Consider the following 15,796-nt stretch of genomic DNA (forward strand, 5'->3'; position numbering starts at 1 on the left):
GGTCCGGGATCAGTCCTCGTCGTCCTTGGCGGATTCCTCGGAAGGCGTCCGGTCCAGCACGCGCTCCTCGCCCGGTGCCAGGCTGCTGAGGATCCGGTCGAGATCCTCCATCGAGGCGAACTCGACGACGATCTTCCCCTTCTTCTGTCCGAGGTCGACCTTCACCCTGGTCTCGAAACGGTCCGACAGCCGGGAGGCGAGATCGGACAGCGCGGGCGAGACCCGGCCGCCGGCCCGCGGCCCCTTGGGCTTGGCGGAGCTCGTGGGGTTGGAACCCATGAGGGTCACGATCTCCTCGACCGCACGCACCGACAGCCCCTCGGCCACGATGCGGTGGGCGAGCCTGTCCTGCTCCTCCGAGTCCTCCACGGACAGCAGCGCCCGTGCGTGCCCCGCCGACAGCACCCCGGCCGCGACCCTCCGCTGCACCGGAGCCGACAGCCTCAGCAGACGCAGCGTGTTCGACACCTGCGGACGCGAGCGTCCGATCCGGTCGGCCAGCTGGTCATGCGTGCACTTGAAGTCCTTGAGCAGCTGGTCGTACGCGGCTGCCTCCTCCAGCGGGTTCAGCTGGGCCCGGTGGAGGTTCTCCAGGAGCGCGTCCAGGAGAAGCTTCTCGTCCTCCGTGGCCCGGACGATGGCCGGGATCCGCTCCAGACCCGCTTCGCGACAGGCTCTCCAGCGCCGCTCGCCCATGATGAGCTCAAAGCGCTCCGGCCCCACCTTCCGCACCACGACGGGCTGGAGCAGGCCCACCTCCTTGATGGAGGTCACCAGCTCCGCGAGGGCGTCCTCGTCGAACACCTCACGAGGCTGACGAGGGTTCGGGGTGATCGAGTCGAGGGGCAACTCGGCGAAGTACGCCCCGGAAACCGTTGCCGGCCCGGGGACCACATCGTTCTCCAGGACCGGCGCGCTCGGCTCCGGCACCACCGGAGTGTTCGCGAGGGTGGCCACCTTCGCCGCGGCCACTCCTCGATCCGCCGTCATCACGGGCCCCGCCCCGGAGGAGGCCGAGCCCATCCCCGCGGACGGCACCTGCTTCTCCTGCGGAGCGGCGGGGATCAGAGCACCCAGCCCACGCCCCAACCCTCTTCGACGCTCGCTCACTGAATACCCTCCGAAATGCTCTGCTGGCTGTTCCCAGTGCCCGCGTGGGCATGCTGGGCCTCGTACTGGACCCCGACACCCCGCAGGGCGATCTCACGCGCCGCTTCGAGGTACGACAGCGACCCGCTGGAACCCGGGTCGTAGGTCAGAACCGTCTGCCCGTAGCTCGGCGCCTCCGAGATCCTCACCGAGCGCGGAATGCTCGTCCGCAGCACCTCCTTGCCGAAGTGCGTGCGCACCTCCTCCGCGACCTGGGACGCGAGCCTGGTCCTGCCGTCGTACATGGTGAGCAGGATCGTCGACACATGAAGGTCGGGGTTGAGGTGCCCTCGCACCAGGTCCACGTTGCGCAGCAGCTGCCCCAGTCCTTCCAGCGCGTAGTACTCGCACTGGATGGGGATCAGCACCTCGGCACCGGCGACCAGGGCGTTGACCGTCAGCAGGCCGAGCGAGGGCGGGCAGTCGATGAGGATGTAGTCCAGCGGCTGCTCGTACGCCTGGAGCGCCCGCTGCAACCGGCTTTCCCGTGCCACCAGCGACACCAGCTCGATCTCCGCACCGGCAAGATCGATGGTGGCGGGGGCACAGAAGAGACCTTCGACGTCCCGAACGGGCTGGACCACTTCGGAGAGTGGCCTGCTGTCCACCAGGACGTCGTAGATGGAGGGGACCTCGGCATGGTGGTCGATACCCAGAGCCGTGGAGGCGTTCCCCTGCGGGTCGAGGTCGACCACCAGAACGCGCGCACCGTGGAGCGCGAGCGAGGCGGCAAGGTTGACCGTCGTGGTGGTCTTGCCCACCCCGCCCTTCTGGTTGGCCACCACCATGACGCGCGTACGGTCAGGCCGGGGCATGCCCTCGCCGGCGCGGCCGAGGGCCTCGACCGCCAGCTGGGCCGCACGACCGATGGGTGTGTCGTCCATCGGCGGTGGTGTTTCACGTGAAACACCCTCCCCCGCCGATTCGGTTCGGGGACCGGGGACCGGATCGGTCATCGGTCCCGCGAAGTTGGCGTCGGACCGCAAGGATTCACTCTCCTCGACTTCAGGCTCGCAATGAACAGAGCCTGCCATGCTTTCGGGGTCGTGAACCAGCGAGGTCGGTTCTTCTGTGGATGATTCCTCTTCTGTGGACAACTCCGTAGCCCTCACGGGCTTGCGATGCCGTGGCGCGGCAGCCGCACGACCGCGCCTGATGAACTCCTGCAGCAGAGAGCGACGTTTCACGTGAAACACGATGCCCCTGCGACTGGGCCGCAGGGGCACGACACTCCGCATGGTCACGTATGGCCACATGCCGGGAGAACCATCATTAAGTGGTAGTAATCGCCCATTACGGCCGCACTTGCCGCATGATCGGAGTCGTCAGCGACGACGTCGCGTGCGGCTCGTCCGCGCGGCCTTGGCCCTCTTTGCGGCGAACCTCACACCACCGGGGCTCTCCCCGACCACCACACGCACCACCGTGGACATCGGGTCGACCACGCCCTCACCGACGTGCAGCACCTCGGTTTCCTCCACGCCGAGCTTGCTCAGGGCCGCACGCGCCCCGGCGATCTCCTCCTCGGCGGTGTCTCCCTTCAGCGCCAGCATCTCGCCGTACGGGCGCAGCAGCGGCACGCCCCAGCCGGCCAGCCGGTCCAGCGGGGCCACCGCGCGGGCCGTCACCACATGAACCGGCTGCAGCGTCCCCAGGACCTCCTCGGCGCGGCCGCGCACGACCGTCACATGGTCCAGGCCCAGCAGCTCGACGACTTCCTGGAGGAAATTCGTCCGCCGGAGCAGGGGTTCCAGCAGGGTGATCTTGAGGTCGGGTCGCACCAGCGCCAGCGGAATACCCGGAAGCCCCGCACCCGAGCCCACGTCGCAGACGGTGACTCCCTCGGGGACGACCTCGGAGAGCACCGCGCAGTTCAGCAGGTGCCGCTCCCACAGCCTGGGTACCTCGCGCGGCCCGATCAGCCCCCGCTTCACTCCGGCGTCCGCCAACAGCTCCGCGTACCGAACAGCTTCCGGGAAGAACTCGCCGAAAACCGCGCGCGCCCCTTCCGGAGCCTCGGGAAGCTCTACTTCCGCCGTCACGGGAACCGTCCTTCCTTACCGCACTACCGCACTGTGAGTGGCTGACTATCAGGCTGACAAAGATCGGCCCCGCCTGCGAACAGACGGGGCCGGTGGAGCAAAGGGTCCGGTCAGGCCGGGAGAACGACGACGAAGCGCTGCGGCTCCTCGCCCTCGGACTCGCTGCGCAGACCGGCGGCCGCGACCGCGTCGTGCACGACCTTGCGCTCGAACGGAGTCATCGGGTCGAGCTTCACCGGCTCGCCGGTGCTCTTGACCTCATCCGCGGCCTTGGCTCCCAGTTCGGCGAGCTCCGCCCGCTTCTTGGCCCGGAAGCCCGCGATGTCCAGCATCAGTCGGCTGCGGTCCCCGGTCTCCCGGTGCACGGCGAGCCGCGTCAGCTCCTGGAGCGCCTCCAGCACCTCACCGTCGCGGCCCACGAGCTTCTGCAGTTCACGTGCCGAGTCGCTGATGATCGAGACCGCGGCCCGGTCCGCCTCGACGTCCATGTCGATGTCGCCGTCGAGATCGGCGATGTCGAGCAGGCCCTCGAGGTAGTCCGCTGCGATCTCGCCCTCCTGCTCGAGGCGGGTCAAGGTGTCGCTGCCCTCAGCGGCCGTGGAGATGGTGCCTTCCGTCACGGATGGACTCCTTCTTACTTCTTGGACGGGTGCTTGGGCCGCTGCGGACCCTTGCGCTGCCCGGACTTGGCTTGGCGTGAGGAGCCGGACGCAGGCTTGCCCGCCGGCTTGGGCTTCTCGTCCTGCGGTGCCTTCCCCTTCTGCAGGGAAGTCTTGGAGTCCGACTCGGCGGAATCGGCGCCCTTGGCCGCCGTGCCACCGGTCTGACGCTGGGACTTGGTCTGGCGCTTGGGCTGCTGACGACGCTGCGCGGACGTGCCCTCGGCATCGGCGGCAGTGGTCTCGCCCTTGATGACCGTGCCGTCCTCCTGGGCGACGAGCCCCAGCTTGGCGAGCCCCGTGACGAACTTCCGCTCGATGTCGTTGCGGTCCGGGCCCTTGGCCACGATCCGCTTGACGGTGTTGCGACGGGTCCTTCCGCGAACCTCGCCGTGCGCGGTGACGCTCTTCAGCAGGCGTCCCAGGTACTGGTCCTGCGCCTTGCTGCCCGGGGTCGGGTTCTGGTTGATCACGTACATCTGCTGACCCATGGTCCAGACGTTGGTGGTCAGCCAGTAGACGAGGACACCGACGGGGAAGTTGATGCCCATCACGGCGAAGATCACCGGGAAGATGTACATCAGCATCTTCTGCTGCTGCATGTACGGCGTCTTGACCGTCAGGTCGACGTTCTTCGTCATCAGCTGGCGCTGGGTGAAGAACTGCGAGGCCGACATCAGCACGATCATGACCGCGGTGACGACCCTGACATCGGTCAGCGAGGCGCCGAGAGCCTGGACCTTCTCCTCGCTGTCCATGAACTTGGCGGCGAGCGGGGCACCGAAGATGTGGGCCTGACGAGCGCTGTCGAGCAGCGACTGGTCGATCACGCCGATCTTCTTGTTCGAGGCGATCGACGAGAGCACGTGGTACAGGGCGAAGAAGAACGGCGACTGCGCCAGGATGGGAAGGCACGAGGAGAGCGGGTTGGTGCCCGTCTCCTTGTACAGCTTCATCATCTCTTCGGACTGACGCTGCTTGTCGCTCTTGTAGCGCTCCTGGATCGCCTTCATCTTCGGCTGGAGCACCTGCATGTTGCGGGTCGACTTGATCTGCTTGACGAAAAGCGGGATCAGGCAGATCCGGATCAGCACCACCAGGGACACGATGGACAGGCCCCAGGCCCACCCGGTGTCGTCACCGAAGATCGCCCCGTACAACTTGTGGAACTGGACGATGACCCATGAGACGGGCCAGGTGATGAAACTGAACAGACTGGCAATCGTGTCCACTAATCAGGCTCCTTGAGCATTGGGCGAAGTCTCTGCGGCCGGGCTCCGGGATTCGGAAGCCGATTCCCGGGCAGGCACGTCAGCGGCGGAGTCCCCGCCCTTGCCACCGCGCATGGCATTACGCAGGAGCTCATGCCAACGCGGACGTTTGCGTGGTGGAACATGGTCCACGCCACCGGGTGACCACGGATTGCACCGCAGGATGCGCCAGGCCGTCAACGCAGTCCCCTTGATCGCCCCGTGCCGGTCGATCGACGTGTATCCGTAGTGGGAACACGACGGGTAGTAACGGCAGACAGGCCCGAGGAGTGGGCTGATCGTCCACTGGTACAGCTTGATGAGAGCCAGCAGCGGGTACTTCATCGCGCGCCCCCTCCCAGCAGCCGCTGGAGAGCGGCGTCCAGGTCTCGGGCCAGCTGATCATGGTCGGCGTCGCCCGCTCCGGGCAGCGCTCGTACGACAACCAGGCTACCGGGGGGCAGCAGCGCGAGCCGATCGCGGACCAGATGGCGAAGCCTGCGCTTCACCGCTGTGCGTGTCACCGCTCCACCCACTGCTTTGCTGACAACGAAACCCGCACGCGGCGGGGGAGCGTTCTCCCCAGTCGCGTGCGGGTCCGTTGAACCGCTGCGTAGGTGGACGACGAGAAGTGGGCGGCCGGCCCTGCGTCCTCGACGTACCGCGGTCGCGAAGTCCTCGCGCCGCCTCAGCCGATTCTCGGTAGGCAGCACGTCATGACCTGTTAAAGCGATCAGGCGGACAGGCTGGCGCGACCCTTGCTGCGGCGGGACGCGAGGATCGCGCGGCCGGCACGGGTGCGCATACGCAGCCGGAAGCCGTGGGTCTTCGCGCGACGACGGTTGTTCGGCTGGAAGGTGCGCTTGCTCACTCGGGGGCTCCAGAAATGACTCGTGTGTTGGCGGGACATCGCCTGGCTGTCACCGTGCGCCCACGAGAGACTCGCGTAAACGCTCTAGTGCACCGCTTCACAATCACAGATCGTGATCTTTGCCCATCGGAGGCAGGCGGCAGCAGCCATCGACAACTCGACCTGGTCACGGTACGCGCGGCTACGCCATCCGGTCAAACCGGCTCCTCGACACCCGCCACTGTGCACAGGCTGTGGACAACAACTTGAACGACGCGGGTCGCCCTGACTACCGTGGCTGGGCTCCGGTGCTTTTTCTTCCTGCCTGCCGGTCCTCACCCATCCCGAACCATCCCGTCCCGAGAACCACACATTCGTGGGACCAGCGAGAGAGCGTGCCCTGTGGCTGACGTACCTGCCGATCTTGCCGCAGTGTGGCCACGCGTGCTGGAACAACTCCTCGGGGAGGGCCAGCAGGGCATCGAGCCGAAGGACAAGCAGTGGATCGAGCGCTGCCAGCCGCTCGCGCTGGTGGCCGACACGGCCCTGCTCGCCGTCCCCAACGAATGGGGCAAGCGCGTCCTGGAGGGCCGGCTCGCGCCGCTCATCAGCGAGACGCTGAGCCGGGAGTGCGGCCGCCCGATCCGCATCGCGATCACCGTCGACGACTCCGCGGGCGAGCCCCCGAACCCGCCCGCACCGCCGATGCACCAGCCCCAGCAGCAGCACCGCTACCCGGGCCAGCAGCACGACGAGCGGCAGCACGGCGACTACGACGGCTACGGACACCGGCCCTCGGACGACGGCATGCCGACCGCCCGGCCGGCCTACCCCGAGTACCAGCAGCAGCGCCCCGAGCCCGGCGCGTGGCCGCGCACCCAGGAGGACCTCTCCTGGCAGCAGCCCCGGCTCGGCGGGTTCCAGGACCGCGAGAGCGCCGCCGAGCAGTGGCGCGAGCCGTACGCCGGCGGCCGCCCCCAGCCGCCGCAGCACGACTACCGTCCGCAGCCGCCCGAGCGCCAGGGCTACGAACCGCAGCGCCCCGAGATGCCGGAGCCCCAGCCCCAGCACCGCCAGGGCGGCGCCGGCACCGGGCGGCCCGGCGGCGGGGGCCCGATGGGTTCTTCGCAGCCGGCCGCCACGCCCGGCCCCGGCGAACCGGCGGCCCGGCTGAACCCGAAGTACCTCTTCGACACCTTCGTCATCGGCGCGTCCAACCGGTTCGCGCACGCCGCCGCGGTCGCGGTCGCCGAGGCACCCGCCAAGGCGTACAACCCGCTCTTCATCTATGGGGAGTCCGGGCTCGGCAAGACCCACCTGCTGCACGCCATCGGGCATTACGCCCGCAGCCTCTACCCCGGGACCCGGGTGCGGTACGTGAGCTCCGAGGAGTTCACCAACGAGTTCATCAACTCGATCCGCGACGGCAAGGGCGACACCTTCCGCAAGCGCTACCGCGACGTGGACATCCTCCTGGTCGACGACATCCAGTTCCTGGCGAGCAAGGAGTCGACGCAGGAGGAGTTCTTCCACACCTTCAACACCCTCCACAACGCCAACAAGCAGATCGTGCTCTCCTCGGACCGGCCGCCCAAGCAGCTGGTGACCCTGGAGGACCGGTTGCGCAACCGGTTCGAGTGGGGCCTGACCACCGATGTGCAGCCGCCGGAGCTGGAGACGCGGATCGCGATCCTCCGCAAGAAGGCGGTGCAGGAGCAGCTCAACGCCCCGCCGGAGGTACTGGAGTTCATCGCCTCCCGCATCTCCCGGAACATCCGGGAGCTGGAGGGGGCGCTTATCCGGGTCACGGCCTTCGCCAGCCTCAACCGCCAGCCGGTGGACCTGGGGCTGACCGAGCACGTGCTGAAGGACCTGATCCCGGGCGGCGAGGACTCGGCGCCGGAGATCACGGCGACGGCCATCATGGCGGCGACCGCGGACTACTTCGGCCTGACGGTGGACGACCTCTGCGGAACGTCGCGCAGCCGGGTGCTGGTGACGGCGCGCCAGATCGCCATGTACCTCTGCCGGGAGCTCACCGACCTCTCGCTGCCCAAGATCGGCGCGCAGTTCGGCGGCCGCGACCACACGACGGTCATGCACGCGGACCGGAAGATCCGCGCGCTGATGGCGGAGCGGCGGTCCATCTACAACCAGGTCACCGAGCTCACCAACCGCATCAAGAACGGCTGACGGGCCGAGCGCGCCCGGCCGCGGAGCACCGGCGCGGGCGGGCGTACACGGAGCGCCACGGGCACCTCCACGTCCCCGTGCCTCACGGCACCGCCCCTCCCCTTGTCCCGTCGCTCCGTACGCGTCACGAAGGCGCCTGAAGGCCCCTCAGCAGGGTTCCTCGGGCGCCTTCGTGCGTTCAGAGTCCCCGATCCGCTCGCGGTCGGCCGCTCCCGTGCGTTCCTGTCCCGGTCCGCGCCCCGCCCGGACGATCGTCCCGGCCGCCCCGGGTACTCCCGCTCTTCGCCCAGAGCCGTTCTGCGCCGGGTCCGAAGAGGGCCGGAATCGCCTGTGGAACCCCCGCAGGGCCGCCTCCGCGACCGAACCGGAGCCCTGCTCGAGCCCTTCTCCGGGGCTCCGGCGGCACCTCGGTGTTCGAATACCTGCCGCCGACCTGCTGTTCTCCACAGATCGGGGCAGTTTTTCCCCTCCACAGCCTGGGGATCCGGAAGTTGTCCATATTGCTTCCACAGGGGCGACTGCCGATACTCCATCAGGCCAGGTCAAGGCCCTGGGGATTTGTGGCCAACAACAATCCACAGCCTGTGGACAAAATATTCGTCCACAGGCTGCCGATGACGTTGTCCACCGGCGGCCCACAGACGCGACCTCGTTGTCCCCAACTTTCTCGAGCTTCTCCACACCTCTGTCCACTGTTCGGCAACACGACACCGCTCGTCACCGCGCCGAGTGAAAGGCGTCACACCAAGAGGGTCGGTTGGGCTGTGGGGAACCTGGGTAAAGCTGGGGACAGCCCTGGGGAGAAAGTGCCCTGCCCTGTGCATCGGGTGTGCAGAACTTTCGGGCGTCCACAGAAACACCGTGTTGTCCACCGGTGCCGCCCACAGGGGCAGTGGACAAAAAACTGGGCCTGACCTGCGGCAACGACGTTATCCACGGTTTCCACAGGCCCTACTACTACTGCCAACTAGAGTTAGCTCGGGATTCGCTTCGAAGTGGGGCCTGTGCACAACTCGGGCCCGGAGCGCTCCGGGCCGCTTGTCGCGACTTGACCCCGAGCAGCACCGAGTGTCGGTGCCGTACGTCAGACTGGTTCCCGGCGTCCTCCCTCCCAGTCGGCGGGAGACCCGATCCAGACGACGAAGGCCAGCAGGGCGAGCGAGCAACAGCAGGAGGCGGTTCCGGTGAAGATCCGGGTGGAGCGCGATGTACTCGCGGAGGCTGTGGCCTGGGTGGCCCGTAGCCTCCCGGCCCGTCCGCCGGCGCCCGTTCTCGCGGGCCTTCTGCTGAAGGCCGAGGACGGCGCCCTCAGCTTCTCCAGCTTCGACTACGAGGTGTCGGCCCGGGTCTCGGTGGACGCCGAGGTCGAGGAGGACGGCACGGTGCTCGTCTCCGGCCGGCTGCTCGCCGACATCTGCCGCGCCCTCCCCAACCGTCCGGTGGAGATTTCCACAGACGGTGTACGGGCGACCGTGGTCTGCGGCTCCTCGCGGTTCACCCTCCACACCCTTCCTGTGGAGGAGTACCCGGCGCTGCCGGAGATGCCGACCGCCACGGGCACCGTCCCCGGTGAGGTCTTCGCCTCCGCCGCCGCCCAGGTCGCCATCGCCGCCGGTCGCGACGACACGCTGCCGGTGCTGACCGGTGTGCGCATCGAGATCGAGGGCGACACTGTCACCCTGGCCTCCACCGACCGCTACCGCTTCGCGGTCCGCGAGTTCCTCTGGAAGCCGGAGAACCCGGACGCCTCGGCAGTCGCCCTGGTGCCCGCCAAGACGCTGCTGGACACGGCCAAGGCCCTGACCAGCGGTGACACGGTGACGCTGGCGCTGTCCGGCTCGGGTGCCGGTGAGGGTCTGATCGGTTTCGAGGGCGCCGGCCGACGGACGACCACGCGACTGCTCGAAGGCGACCTGCCGAAGTACCGCACGCTGTTCCCCACCGAGTTCAACTCGGTCGCGGTCATCGAGACCGCCCCGTTCGTCGAGGCCGTCAAGCGTGTGGCCCTCGTCGCCGAGCGGAACACCCCGGTGCGGCTCAGCTTCGAGCAGGGCGTGCTGATCCTGGAGGCGGGTTCCAGCGACGACGCACAGGCTGTGGAGCGGGTCGACGCGGTGCTGGAGGGCGACGACATCTCGATCGCCTTCAACCCGACCTTCCTGCTGGACGGGCTCAGCGCGATCGACTCCCCGGTCGCCCAGCTCTCCTTCACGACGTCCACGAAGCCCGCGCTGCTCAGCGGCCGCCCGGCCGTGGACGCCGAGGCGGACGAGGCCTACAAGTACCTGATCATGCCGGTCCGCCTCTCCGGCTGACCTCGCGGCCTGGCCCGGGCGGGGCCTGTCGAGCAGTCCCGACGGGCCCCCTCGGTGCCGGGCGTGCCCGTCGGTCCGTCCGGCGGTCCGTCCCCGGCCGGGCGTAGGCTCGGCCCTGGGTACGAATCGGCACAACGCTTAAGGAATCTCTGATGGAGCTCGGTCTCGTCGGCCTCGGCAAGATGGGCGGCAACATGCGCGAGCGCATCCGCCGCGCAGGCCACACCGTCATCGGTTACGACCGCAACCCGGACGTCTCCGATGTCCACAGTCTCGAAGAGCTCGTGGGCAAGCTGAAGGGCCCCCGGGTCGTCTGGGTGATGGTTCCGGCCGGAGCCCCGACCCAGGCCACCATCGACGAGCTGGCCGGTCTCCTGTCGCCCGGCGACGTCGTCGTGGACGGCGGGAACTCCCGCTGGACCGACGACGAGAAGCACGCCGTCGAGCTGGGCATCAAGGGCATCGGCTTCGTGGACTGCGGAGTCTCCGGCGGTGTCTGGGGCCTGGAGAACGGCTACGCGCTCATGTACGGCGGCGACGCCGAGAACGTGGCGAAGGTCCAGCCGGTCTTCGACGCGCTGAAGCCCGAGGGCGACTTCGGCTCCGTCCACGCGGGCAAGGTCGGCGCCGGCCACTTCGCGAAGATGGTCCACAACGGCATCGAGTACGCCATGATGCAGGCCTACGCCGAGGGCTGGGAGCTCCTGGAGAAGGTCGACTCCGTCACCGACGTGCGCGAGGTCTTCCGGTCCTGGCAGGAGGGCACGGTCATCCGTTCCTGGCTGCTCGACCTGGCGGTCAACGCGCTGGACGACGACGAGCACCTGGACAAGCTCCGCGGCTACGCCGCCGACTCCGGCGAGGGCCGGTGGACGGTGGAGGCCGCGATCGACAACGCGGTGCCACTGCCCGCGATCACGGCGTCGCTCTTCGCGCGGTTCGCCTCGCGCCAGGAGGACTCCCCGCAGATGAAGATGATCGCCGCGCTGCGCAACCAGTTCGGCGGTCACGCGGTCGAGAGCAAGAAGTAGCCGCACGGGAAGCGGCCGGACCTGGCGTCCGGCCCCTCCACGAAGCACGGAGCAGGAAGCCGGAAAGGTCGGCGTACACCATGCATGTCACGCATCTCTCGCTGGCCGATTTCCGCTCGTACGCCCGGATCGAGGTACCTCTCGATCCGGGCGTCACCGTGTTCGTGGGGGCCAACGGCCAGGGCAAGACGAACCTGGTCGAGGCGGTCGGCTATCTCGCGACGCTCGGCAGCCACCGGGTCTCCTCCGACGCCCCGCTGGTGCGGATGGGCGCGGAGCGGGCCGTCATACGGGCGGCCGTGACCCAGGGAGAGCGGTCCCAGCTGATCGAGCTGGAGCTCAACCCCGGCCGGGCCAATCGGGCCCGTATCAATAGATCGTCGCAGGTCAGACCGCGTGATGTGCTGGGAATCGTGCGGTCGGTGCTGTTCGCGCCGGAGGATCTGGCGCTGGTCAAGGGCGACCCCGGGGAGCGCCGTCGCTTCCTCGACGAGCTGATCACGGCCCGTTCGCCGCGGATGGCGGGGGTGCGCTCGGACTACGAGCGGGTGCTCAAGCAGCGCAACACCCTGCTGAAGTCGGCGGCGATGGCGCGGCGGCACGGGGGCCGGTCGATGGACCTGTCCACGCTGGACGTGTGGGACCAGCACCTGGGCCGGGTGGGCGCGGAGCTGCTGGCGCAGCGGCTGGATCTGATCGCCACCCTGCAGCCGCTGACGGACAAGGCGTACGGGGACGTCGCGCCGGGCGGTGGCCCGGTGGCGTTGGAGTACCGCAGTTCGGTCGGGGCGGACGTGGGGTCGGCCCGGGGGCGCGAGGAGCTGTACGAGCGGCTGATCGCCGCCCTGGCGGAGGTGCGCAAACAGGAGATCGAGCGGGGCGTGACGCTGGTCGGTCCGCACCGCGACGACGTGCTGCTGGGGCTGCGGGGGATGCCGGCCAAGGGGTACGCGAGCCACGGCGAGTCCTGGTCGTACGCGCTGGCGCTGCGCCTGGCCTCGTACGAGCTGCTGCGCGGCGAGGGCAACGAGCCGGTGCTGGTGCTCGACGACGTCTTCGCGGAGCTGGACGCGCGGCGCCGCGAGCGGCTGGCCGAGCTGGTGGCCCCGGGCGAGCAGGTGCTGGTGACGGCCGCGGTGGACGACGACGTCCCGGGGGTGCTGACGGGGGCGCGGTACGCGGTGTCCGCGGGGGCGGTGGAGCGGCTGTGAGCGGCTTCGGCGAGGTGCGGGGCGCGGCCGGGGAGCCGGCGCGGGAGCATCCCGGCGAGAAGAGCGTGCCGGAGCCGTCGGGGGTCGATCTGGCGCGGGTGGCGCTGCGTGCGGCGAAGGAACAGGCACGGGCGCGGGGCGCCGCGGCGCAGCAGAGGAAACAGGCCAGGCGGGGCGGCGGCCTGCGGTCGGGCGCGCGGGCGGACGGGCGCGATCCGCTGCCGCTGGGCGCGGCGATCAACCGGCTGATCACCGAGCGGGGCTGGGAGACGCCCGCCGCGGTGGGCGGGGTGATGGGGCGCTGGCCGCAGATCGTCGGTGAGGACCTGGCCAAGCACTGCGTGCCGCTGCGGTACGACGAGGAGCCGGACGAGCGGGTGCTCACGGTGCAGTGCGATTCGACGGCGTGGGCGACGCAGCTGCGGTTGCTGGCGCCCCAGCTGGTGGCCCGGCTGAACGCGGATCTGGGGCACGGCACGGTCAGGATGATCAAGGTGCTGGGACCCGGCGGTCCGCAGCGCAGGTTCGGTCCGTTGCGTGCGCCGGGGAGTACGGGCCCGGGCGACACCTACGGCTGACCTGCACTTTTACCTGCCCTCGGGCTCTTCGGGGGCGCTGTTTCCGGTACCGGGGCGGGGCCGTCGTGTCCCCGTGCGACCCGGGTGGGGCGGGGCCCGGTGGACCTGGGCCGAGGGGTGTGCGGCGGCCGGATCCGGGCGGGGGGAATGGGGCGTCCCTCACGGTAGCGGGAGGTTGACAGGCCGAAGCGCTCAAGGCCCGCGTGAGCCGCTTGAGGCACCATCCTGAATATGGGGAGTCGTCAGCCGCTCGTTGAGGGCGGCACATGCGGACTCAGGTACCCGCAAACCCCCATTCATGTCAGCGCTACCGGTAGACTGGTGAACAATCCCGCATCCTTGCGGGAGTCGTCGATTACAAGCCGAACGACGCAGCCGCTCCCGTTTGCCCGGAGAACGGCCTGTGCTGTGCCAGAAAGGGCGCTTCGTGGCCGATTCCGGCAACCCCAACGAGAACATTCCGTCCGTACCCGGCGAGGATGCCGAGGCTGCCGTCATGGGCGAGACCTCGGGCACCGGCGAGGCGTCCGCCTCGTACGACGCCAGTGCGATCACTGTCCTGGAGGGCCTGGACGCGGTCCGCAAGCGGCCCGGCATGTACATCGGCTCGACCGGTGAGCGCGGCCTCCACCACCTCGTGTACGAGGTCGTCGACAACTCGGTCGACGAGGCCCTGGCCGGGCACGCGGACACGATCGACGTCACGATCCTCGCCGACGGCGGGGTCCGCGTGATCGACAACGGCCGTGGCATCCCGGTCGGCATCGTGCCGTCGGAGAAGAAGCCCGCGGTCGAGGTCGTGCTGACGGTGCTGCACGCCGGTGGCAAGTTCGGCGGGGGCGGCTACGCGGTCTCCGGCGGTCTGCACGGTGTCGGTGTCTCCGTCGTCAACGCCCTGTCCACGCGGGTGGCCGTCGAGGTCAGGACGGACGGCTACCGCTGGACGCAGGACTACAAGCTCGGTGTGCCCACCGCCCCGCTGGCCCGCAACGAGGCCACCGAGGAGACGGGCACGTCCGTCACCTTCTGGGCCGACGGGGACATCTTCGAGACGACCGAGTACTCCTTCGAGACCCTGTCGCGCCGCTTCCAGGAGATGGCGTTCCTCAACAAGGGCCTGACGATCAGGCTCACCGACGAGCGCGAGTCGGCGAAGGCGACGCTGGGCGCGGACGTCGCCGAGGTGGCCGAGGGTGCCGAGGCGGAGCAGGTCCGCACGGTCACGTACCACTACGAGGGCGGCATCGTCGACTTCGTGAAGTACCTCAACTCCCGCAAGGGCGACGTCATCCACCAGTCGGTGATCGACATCGAGGCGGAGGACAAGGAGCGTCTGCTCTCGGCCGAGATCGCCATGCAGTGGAACACGCAGTACAGCGAGGGCGTCTACTCCTTCGCGAACACGATCCACACGCATGAGGGCGGTACCCACGAGGAGGGCTTCCGCGCCGCGCTGACCACGCTGGTCAACAAGTACGCGCGGGACAAGAAGCTGCTGCGCGAGAAGGACGACAACCTCACGGGCGACGACATCCGCGAGGGTCTGACGGCGATCATCTCGGTGAAGCTGGGCGAGCCGCAGTTCGAGGGGCAGACGAAGACCAAGCTGGGCAACACGGAGGCGAAGACCTTCGTCCAGAAGGTGGTCCACGAGCACCTCACGGACTGGTTCGACCGCAATCCGAACGAGGCGGCCGACATCATCCGCAAGGGCATCGCGGCGGCCACGGCCCGGGTCGCGGCCCGCAAGGCGCGCGACCTGACCCGTCGCAAGGGGCTGCTGGAGAGCGCCTCGCTGCCGGGCAAGCTGAGCGACTGCCAGTCCAACGACCCGACGAAGTGCGAGATCTTCATCGTCGAGGGTGACTCCGCCGGTGGTTCGGCGAAGTCCGGTCGCAACCCGATGTACCAGGCGATCCTGCCGATCCGCGGCAAGATCCTGAACGTCGAGAAGGCCCGGGTCGACAAGATCCTGCAGAACACCGAGGTCCAGGCGCTGATCTCGGCCTTCGGTACCGGGGTCCACGAGGACTTCGACATCGAGAAGCTCCGCTATCACAAGATCATCCTGATGGCGGACGCCGATGTCGACGGTCAGCACATCAACACCCTGCTGCTGACGTTCCTCTTCCGCTTCATGCGTCCGCTGGTCGAGGCCGGGCACGTGTACCTCTCCCGCCCGCCGCTCTACAAGATCAAGTGGGGCCGGGACGACTTCGAGTACGCGTACTCGGACCGGGAGCGCGACGCCCTGGTCGAGCTGGGCAAGCAGAACGGCAAGCGGATCAGGGAGGACTCGATCCAGCGCTTCAAGGGTCTCGGCGAGATGAACGCCGAGGAGCTGCGCGTCACCACGATGGACGTCGACCACCGGGTGCTCGGCCAGGTCACGCTGGACGACGCGGCGCAGGCCGACGACCTCTTCTCGGTGCTGATGGGCGAGGACGTCGAGGCGCGGCGCTCGTTCATCCAGCGCAACGCCAAGGACGTCCGCTTCCTCGACATCTGAGTCGGCCGT

14 protein-coding genes are annotated in these 15,796 nt (G+C 68.7%); 6 read left to right on the forward strand and 8 right to left on the reverse strand.

Annotation, left to right across the window (positions count from 1 at the left end):
- Positions 1-9 precede the first annotated feature (9 nt).
- From ACFYW1_RS07570 to rpmH, 8 genes are all read right to left on the reverse strand, one after another.
- A complete protein-coding gene (locus tag ACFYW1_RS07570; protein WP_388988532.1) occupies positions 10-1,110 on the reverse strand; it encodes a ParB/RepB/Spo0J family partition protein in 1,101 nt (366 codons plus the stop codon).
- A complete protein-coding gene (locus tag ACFYW1_RS07575) occupies positions 1,107-2,183 on the reverse strand; it encodes a ParA family protein (protein WP_283855829.1) in 1,077 nt (358 codons plus the stop codon). Before ACFYW1_RS07575 ends, ACFYW1_RS07570 begins: the two co-directional genes overlap by 4 nt.
- A 291-nt stretch (positions 2,184-2,474) precedes the next feature.
- Positions 2,475-3,191: a 16S rRNA (guanine(527)-N(7))-methyltransferase RsmG gene (rsmG, locus tag ACFYW1_RS07580; RefSeq protein ID WP_384220063.1), complete on the reverse strand. Its 717-nt coding sequence runs from the start codon at positions 3,189-3,191 to the stop codon at positions 2,475-2,477.
- A gap of 110 nt (positions 3,192-3,301) precedes the next feature.
- Positions 3,302-3,811, reverse strand: coding sequence for a R3H domain-containing nucleic acid-binding protein (locus tag ACFYW1_RS07585; protein ID WP_283852782.1), 510 nt, complete (start codon positions 3,809-3,811; stop codon positions 3,302-3,304).
- A gap of 14 nt (positions 3,812-3,825) precedes the next feature.
- A complete protein-coding gene (yidC, locus tag ACFYW1_RS07590; RefSeq protein ID WP_388988538.1) occupies positions 3,826-5,082 on the reverse strand; it encodes a membrane protein insertase YidC in 1,257 nt (418 codons plus the stop codon).
- 3 nt (positions 5,083-5,085) lie between these two features.
- Positions 5,086-5,445 carry a membrane protein insertion efficiency factor YidD gene (yidD, locus tag ACFYW1_RS07595; RefSeq protein WP_388988542.1) on the reverse strand — a complete coding sequence of 120 codons (360 nt, stop codon included), beginning with the start codon at positions 5,443-5,445 and terminating at the stop codon, positions 5,086-5,088.
- Positions 5,442-5,813, reverse strand: a complete 372-nt coding sequence (gene rnpA, locus ACFYW1_RS07600) for a ribonuclease P protein component (RefSeq protein ID WP_388988545.1) — start codon at positions 5,811-5,813, stop codon at positions 5,442-5,444. The genes yidD and rnpA overlap by 4 nt, the downstream gene beginning before the upstream one ends.
- Positions 5,814-5,833: 20 nt before the next feature.
- Positions 5,834-5,971 (reverse strand): 50S ribosomal protein L34, encoded by a 138-nt coding sequence (gene rpmH, locus ACFYW1_RS07605; RefSeq protein ID WP_006348049.1) that lies wholly within the window; start codon positions 5,969-5,971, stop codon positions 5,834-5,836.
- A 381-nt stretch (positions 5,972-6,352) separates the two neighbouring features.
- On the opposite strand from rpmH, the gene dnaA reads away from it, so the two are divergent.
- From dnaA to gyrB, 6 genes are all read left to right on the forward strand, one after another.
- Positions 6,353-8,143 (forward strand): chromosomal replication initiator protein DnaA, encoded by a 1,791-nt coding sequence (dnaA, locus tag ACFYW1_RS07610; protein ID WP_388988549.1) that lies wholly within the window; start codon positions 6,353-6,355, stop codon positions 8,141-8,143.
- 1,184 nt (positions 8,144-9,327) lie between these two features.
- Positions 9,328-10,458 carry a DNA polymerase III subunit beta gene (gene dnaN, locus ACFYW1_RS07615; RefSeq protein ID WP_148837380.1) on the forward strand — a complete coding sequence of 377 codons (1,131 nt, stop codon included), beginning with the start codon at positions 9,328-9,330 and terminating at the stop codon, positions 10,456-10,458.
- Between the two features lie 152 nt (positions 10,459-10,610).
- Positions 10,611-11,489, forward strand: a complete 879-nt coding sequence (gene gnd / locus ACFYW1_RS07620; RefSeq protein ID WP_283852777.1) for a phosphogluconate dehydrogenase (NAD(+)-dependent, decarboxylating) — start codon at positions 10,611-10,613, stop codon at positions 11,487-11,489.
- Positions 11,490-11,569: 80 nt separating this feature from the next.
- Positions 11,570-12,700 carry a DNA replication/repair protein RecF gene (recF, locus tag ACFYW1_RS07625; protein WP_388988553.1) on the forward strand — a complete coding sequence of 377 codons (1,131 nt, stop codon included), beginning with the start codon at positions 11,570-11,572 and terminating at the stop codon, positions 12,698-12,700.
- Positions 12,697-13,278, forward strand: coding sequence for a DUF721 domain-containing protein (locus ACFYW1_RS07630; RefSeq protein ID WP_388988556.1), 582 nt, complete (start codon positions 12,697-12,699; stop codon positions 13,276-13,278). The genes recF and ACFYW1_RS07630 overlap by 4 nt, the downstream gene beginning before the upstream one ends.
- 403 nt (positions 13,279-13,681) lie before the next feature.
- On the forward strand, positions 13,682-15,787 hold the full coding sequence (gene gyrB, locus ACFYW1_RS07635) for a DNA topoisomerase (ATP-hydrolyzing) subunit B (RefSeq protein ID WP_388988559.1): 2,106 nt from the start codon (positions 13,682-13,684) through the stop codon (positions 15,785-15,787).
- Positions 15,788-15,796: the final 9 nt, after the last annotated feature.

The organism is Streptomyces sp. NPDC002669 (genome assembly GCF_042889165.1).
Lineage (GTDB): Bacteria > Actinomycetota > Actinomycetes > Streptomycetales > Streptomycetaceae > Streptomyces.

Coding starts and splice junctions, on each gene's coding strand:
- ACFYW1_RS07575 (WP_283855829.1), bottom strand. CDS start 2,183: ATGGCAGGCTCTGTTCATTGCGAGCCTGAAGTCGAGGAGAGTGAATCC.
- yidD (WP_388988542.1), bottom strand. CDS start 5,445: ATGAAGTACCCGCTGCTGGCTCTCATCAAGCTGTACCAGTGGACGATC.
- gnd (WP_283852777.1), top strand. CDS start 10,611: ATGGAGCTCGGTCTCGTCGGCCTCGGCAAGATGGGCGGCAACATGCGC.
- recF (WP_388988553.1), top strand. CDS start 11,570: ATGCATGTCACGCATCTCTCGCTGGCCGATTTCCGCTCGTACGCCCGG.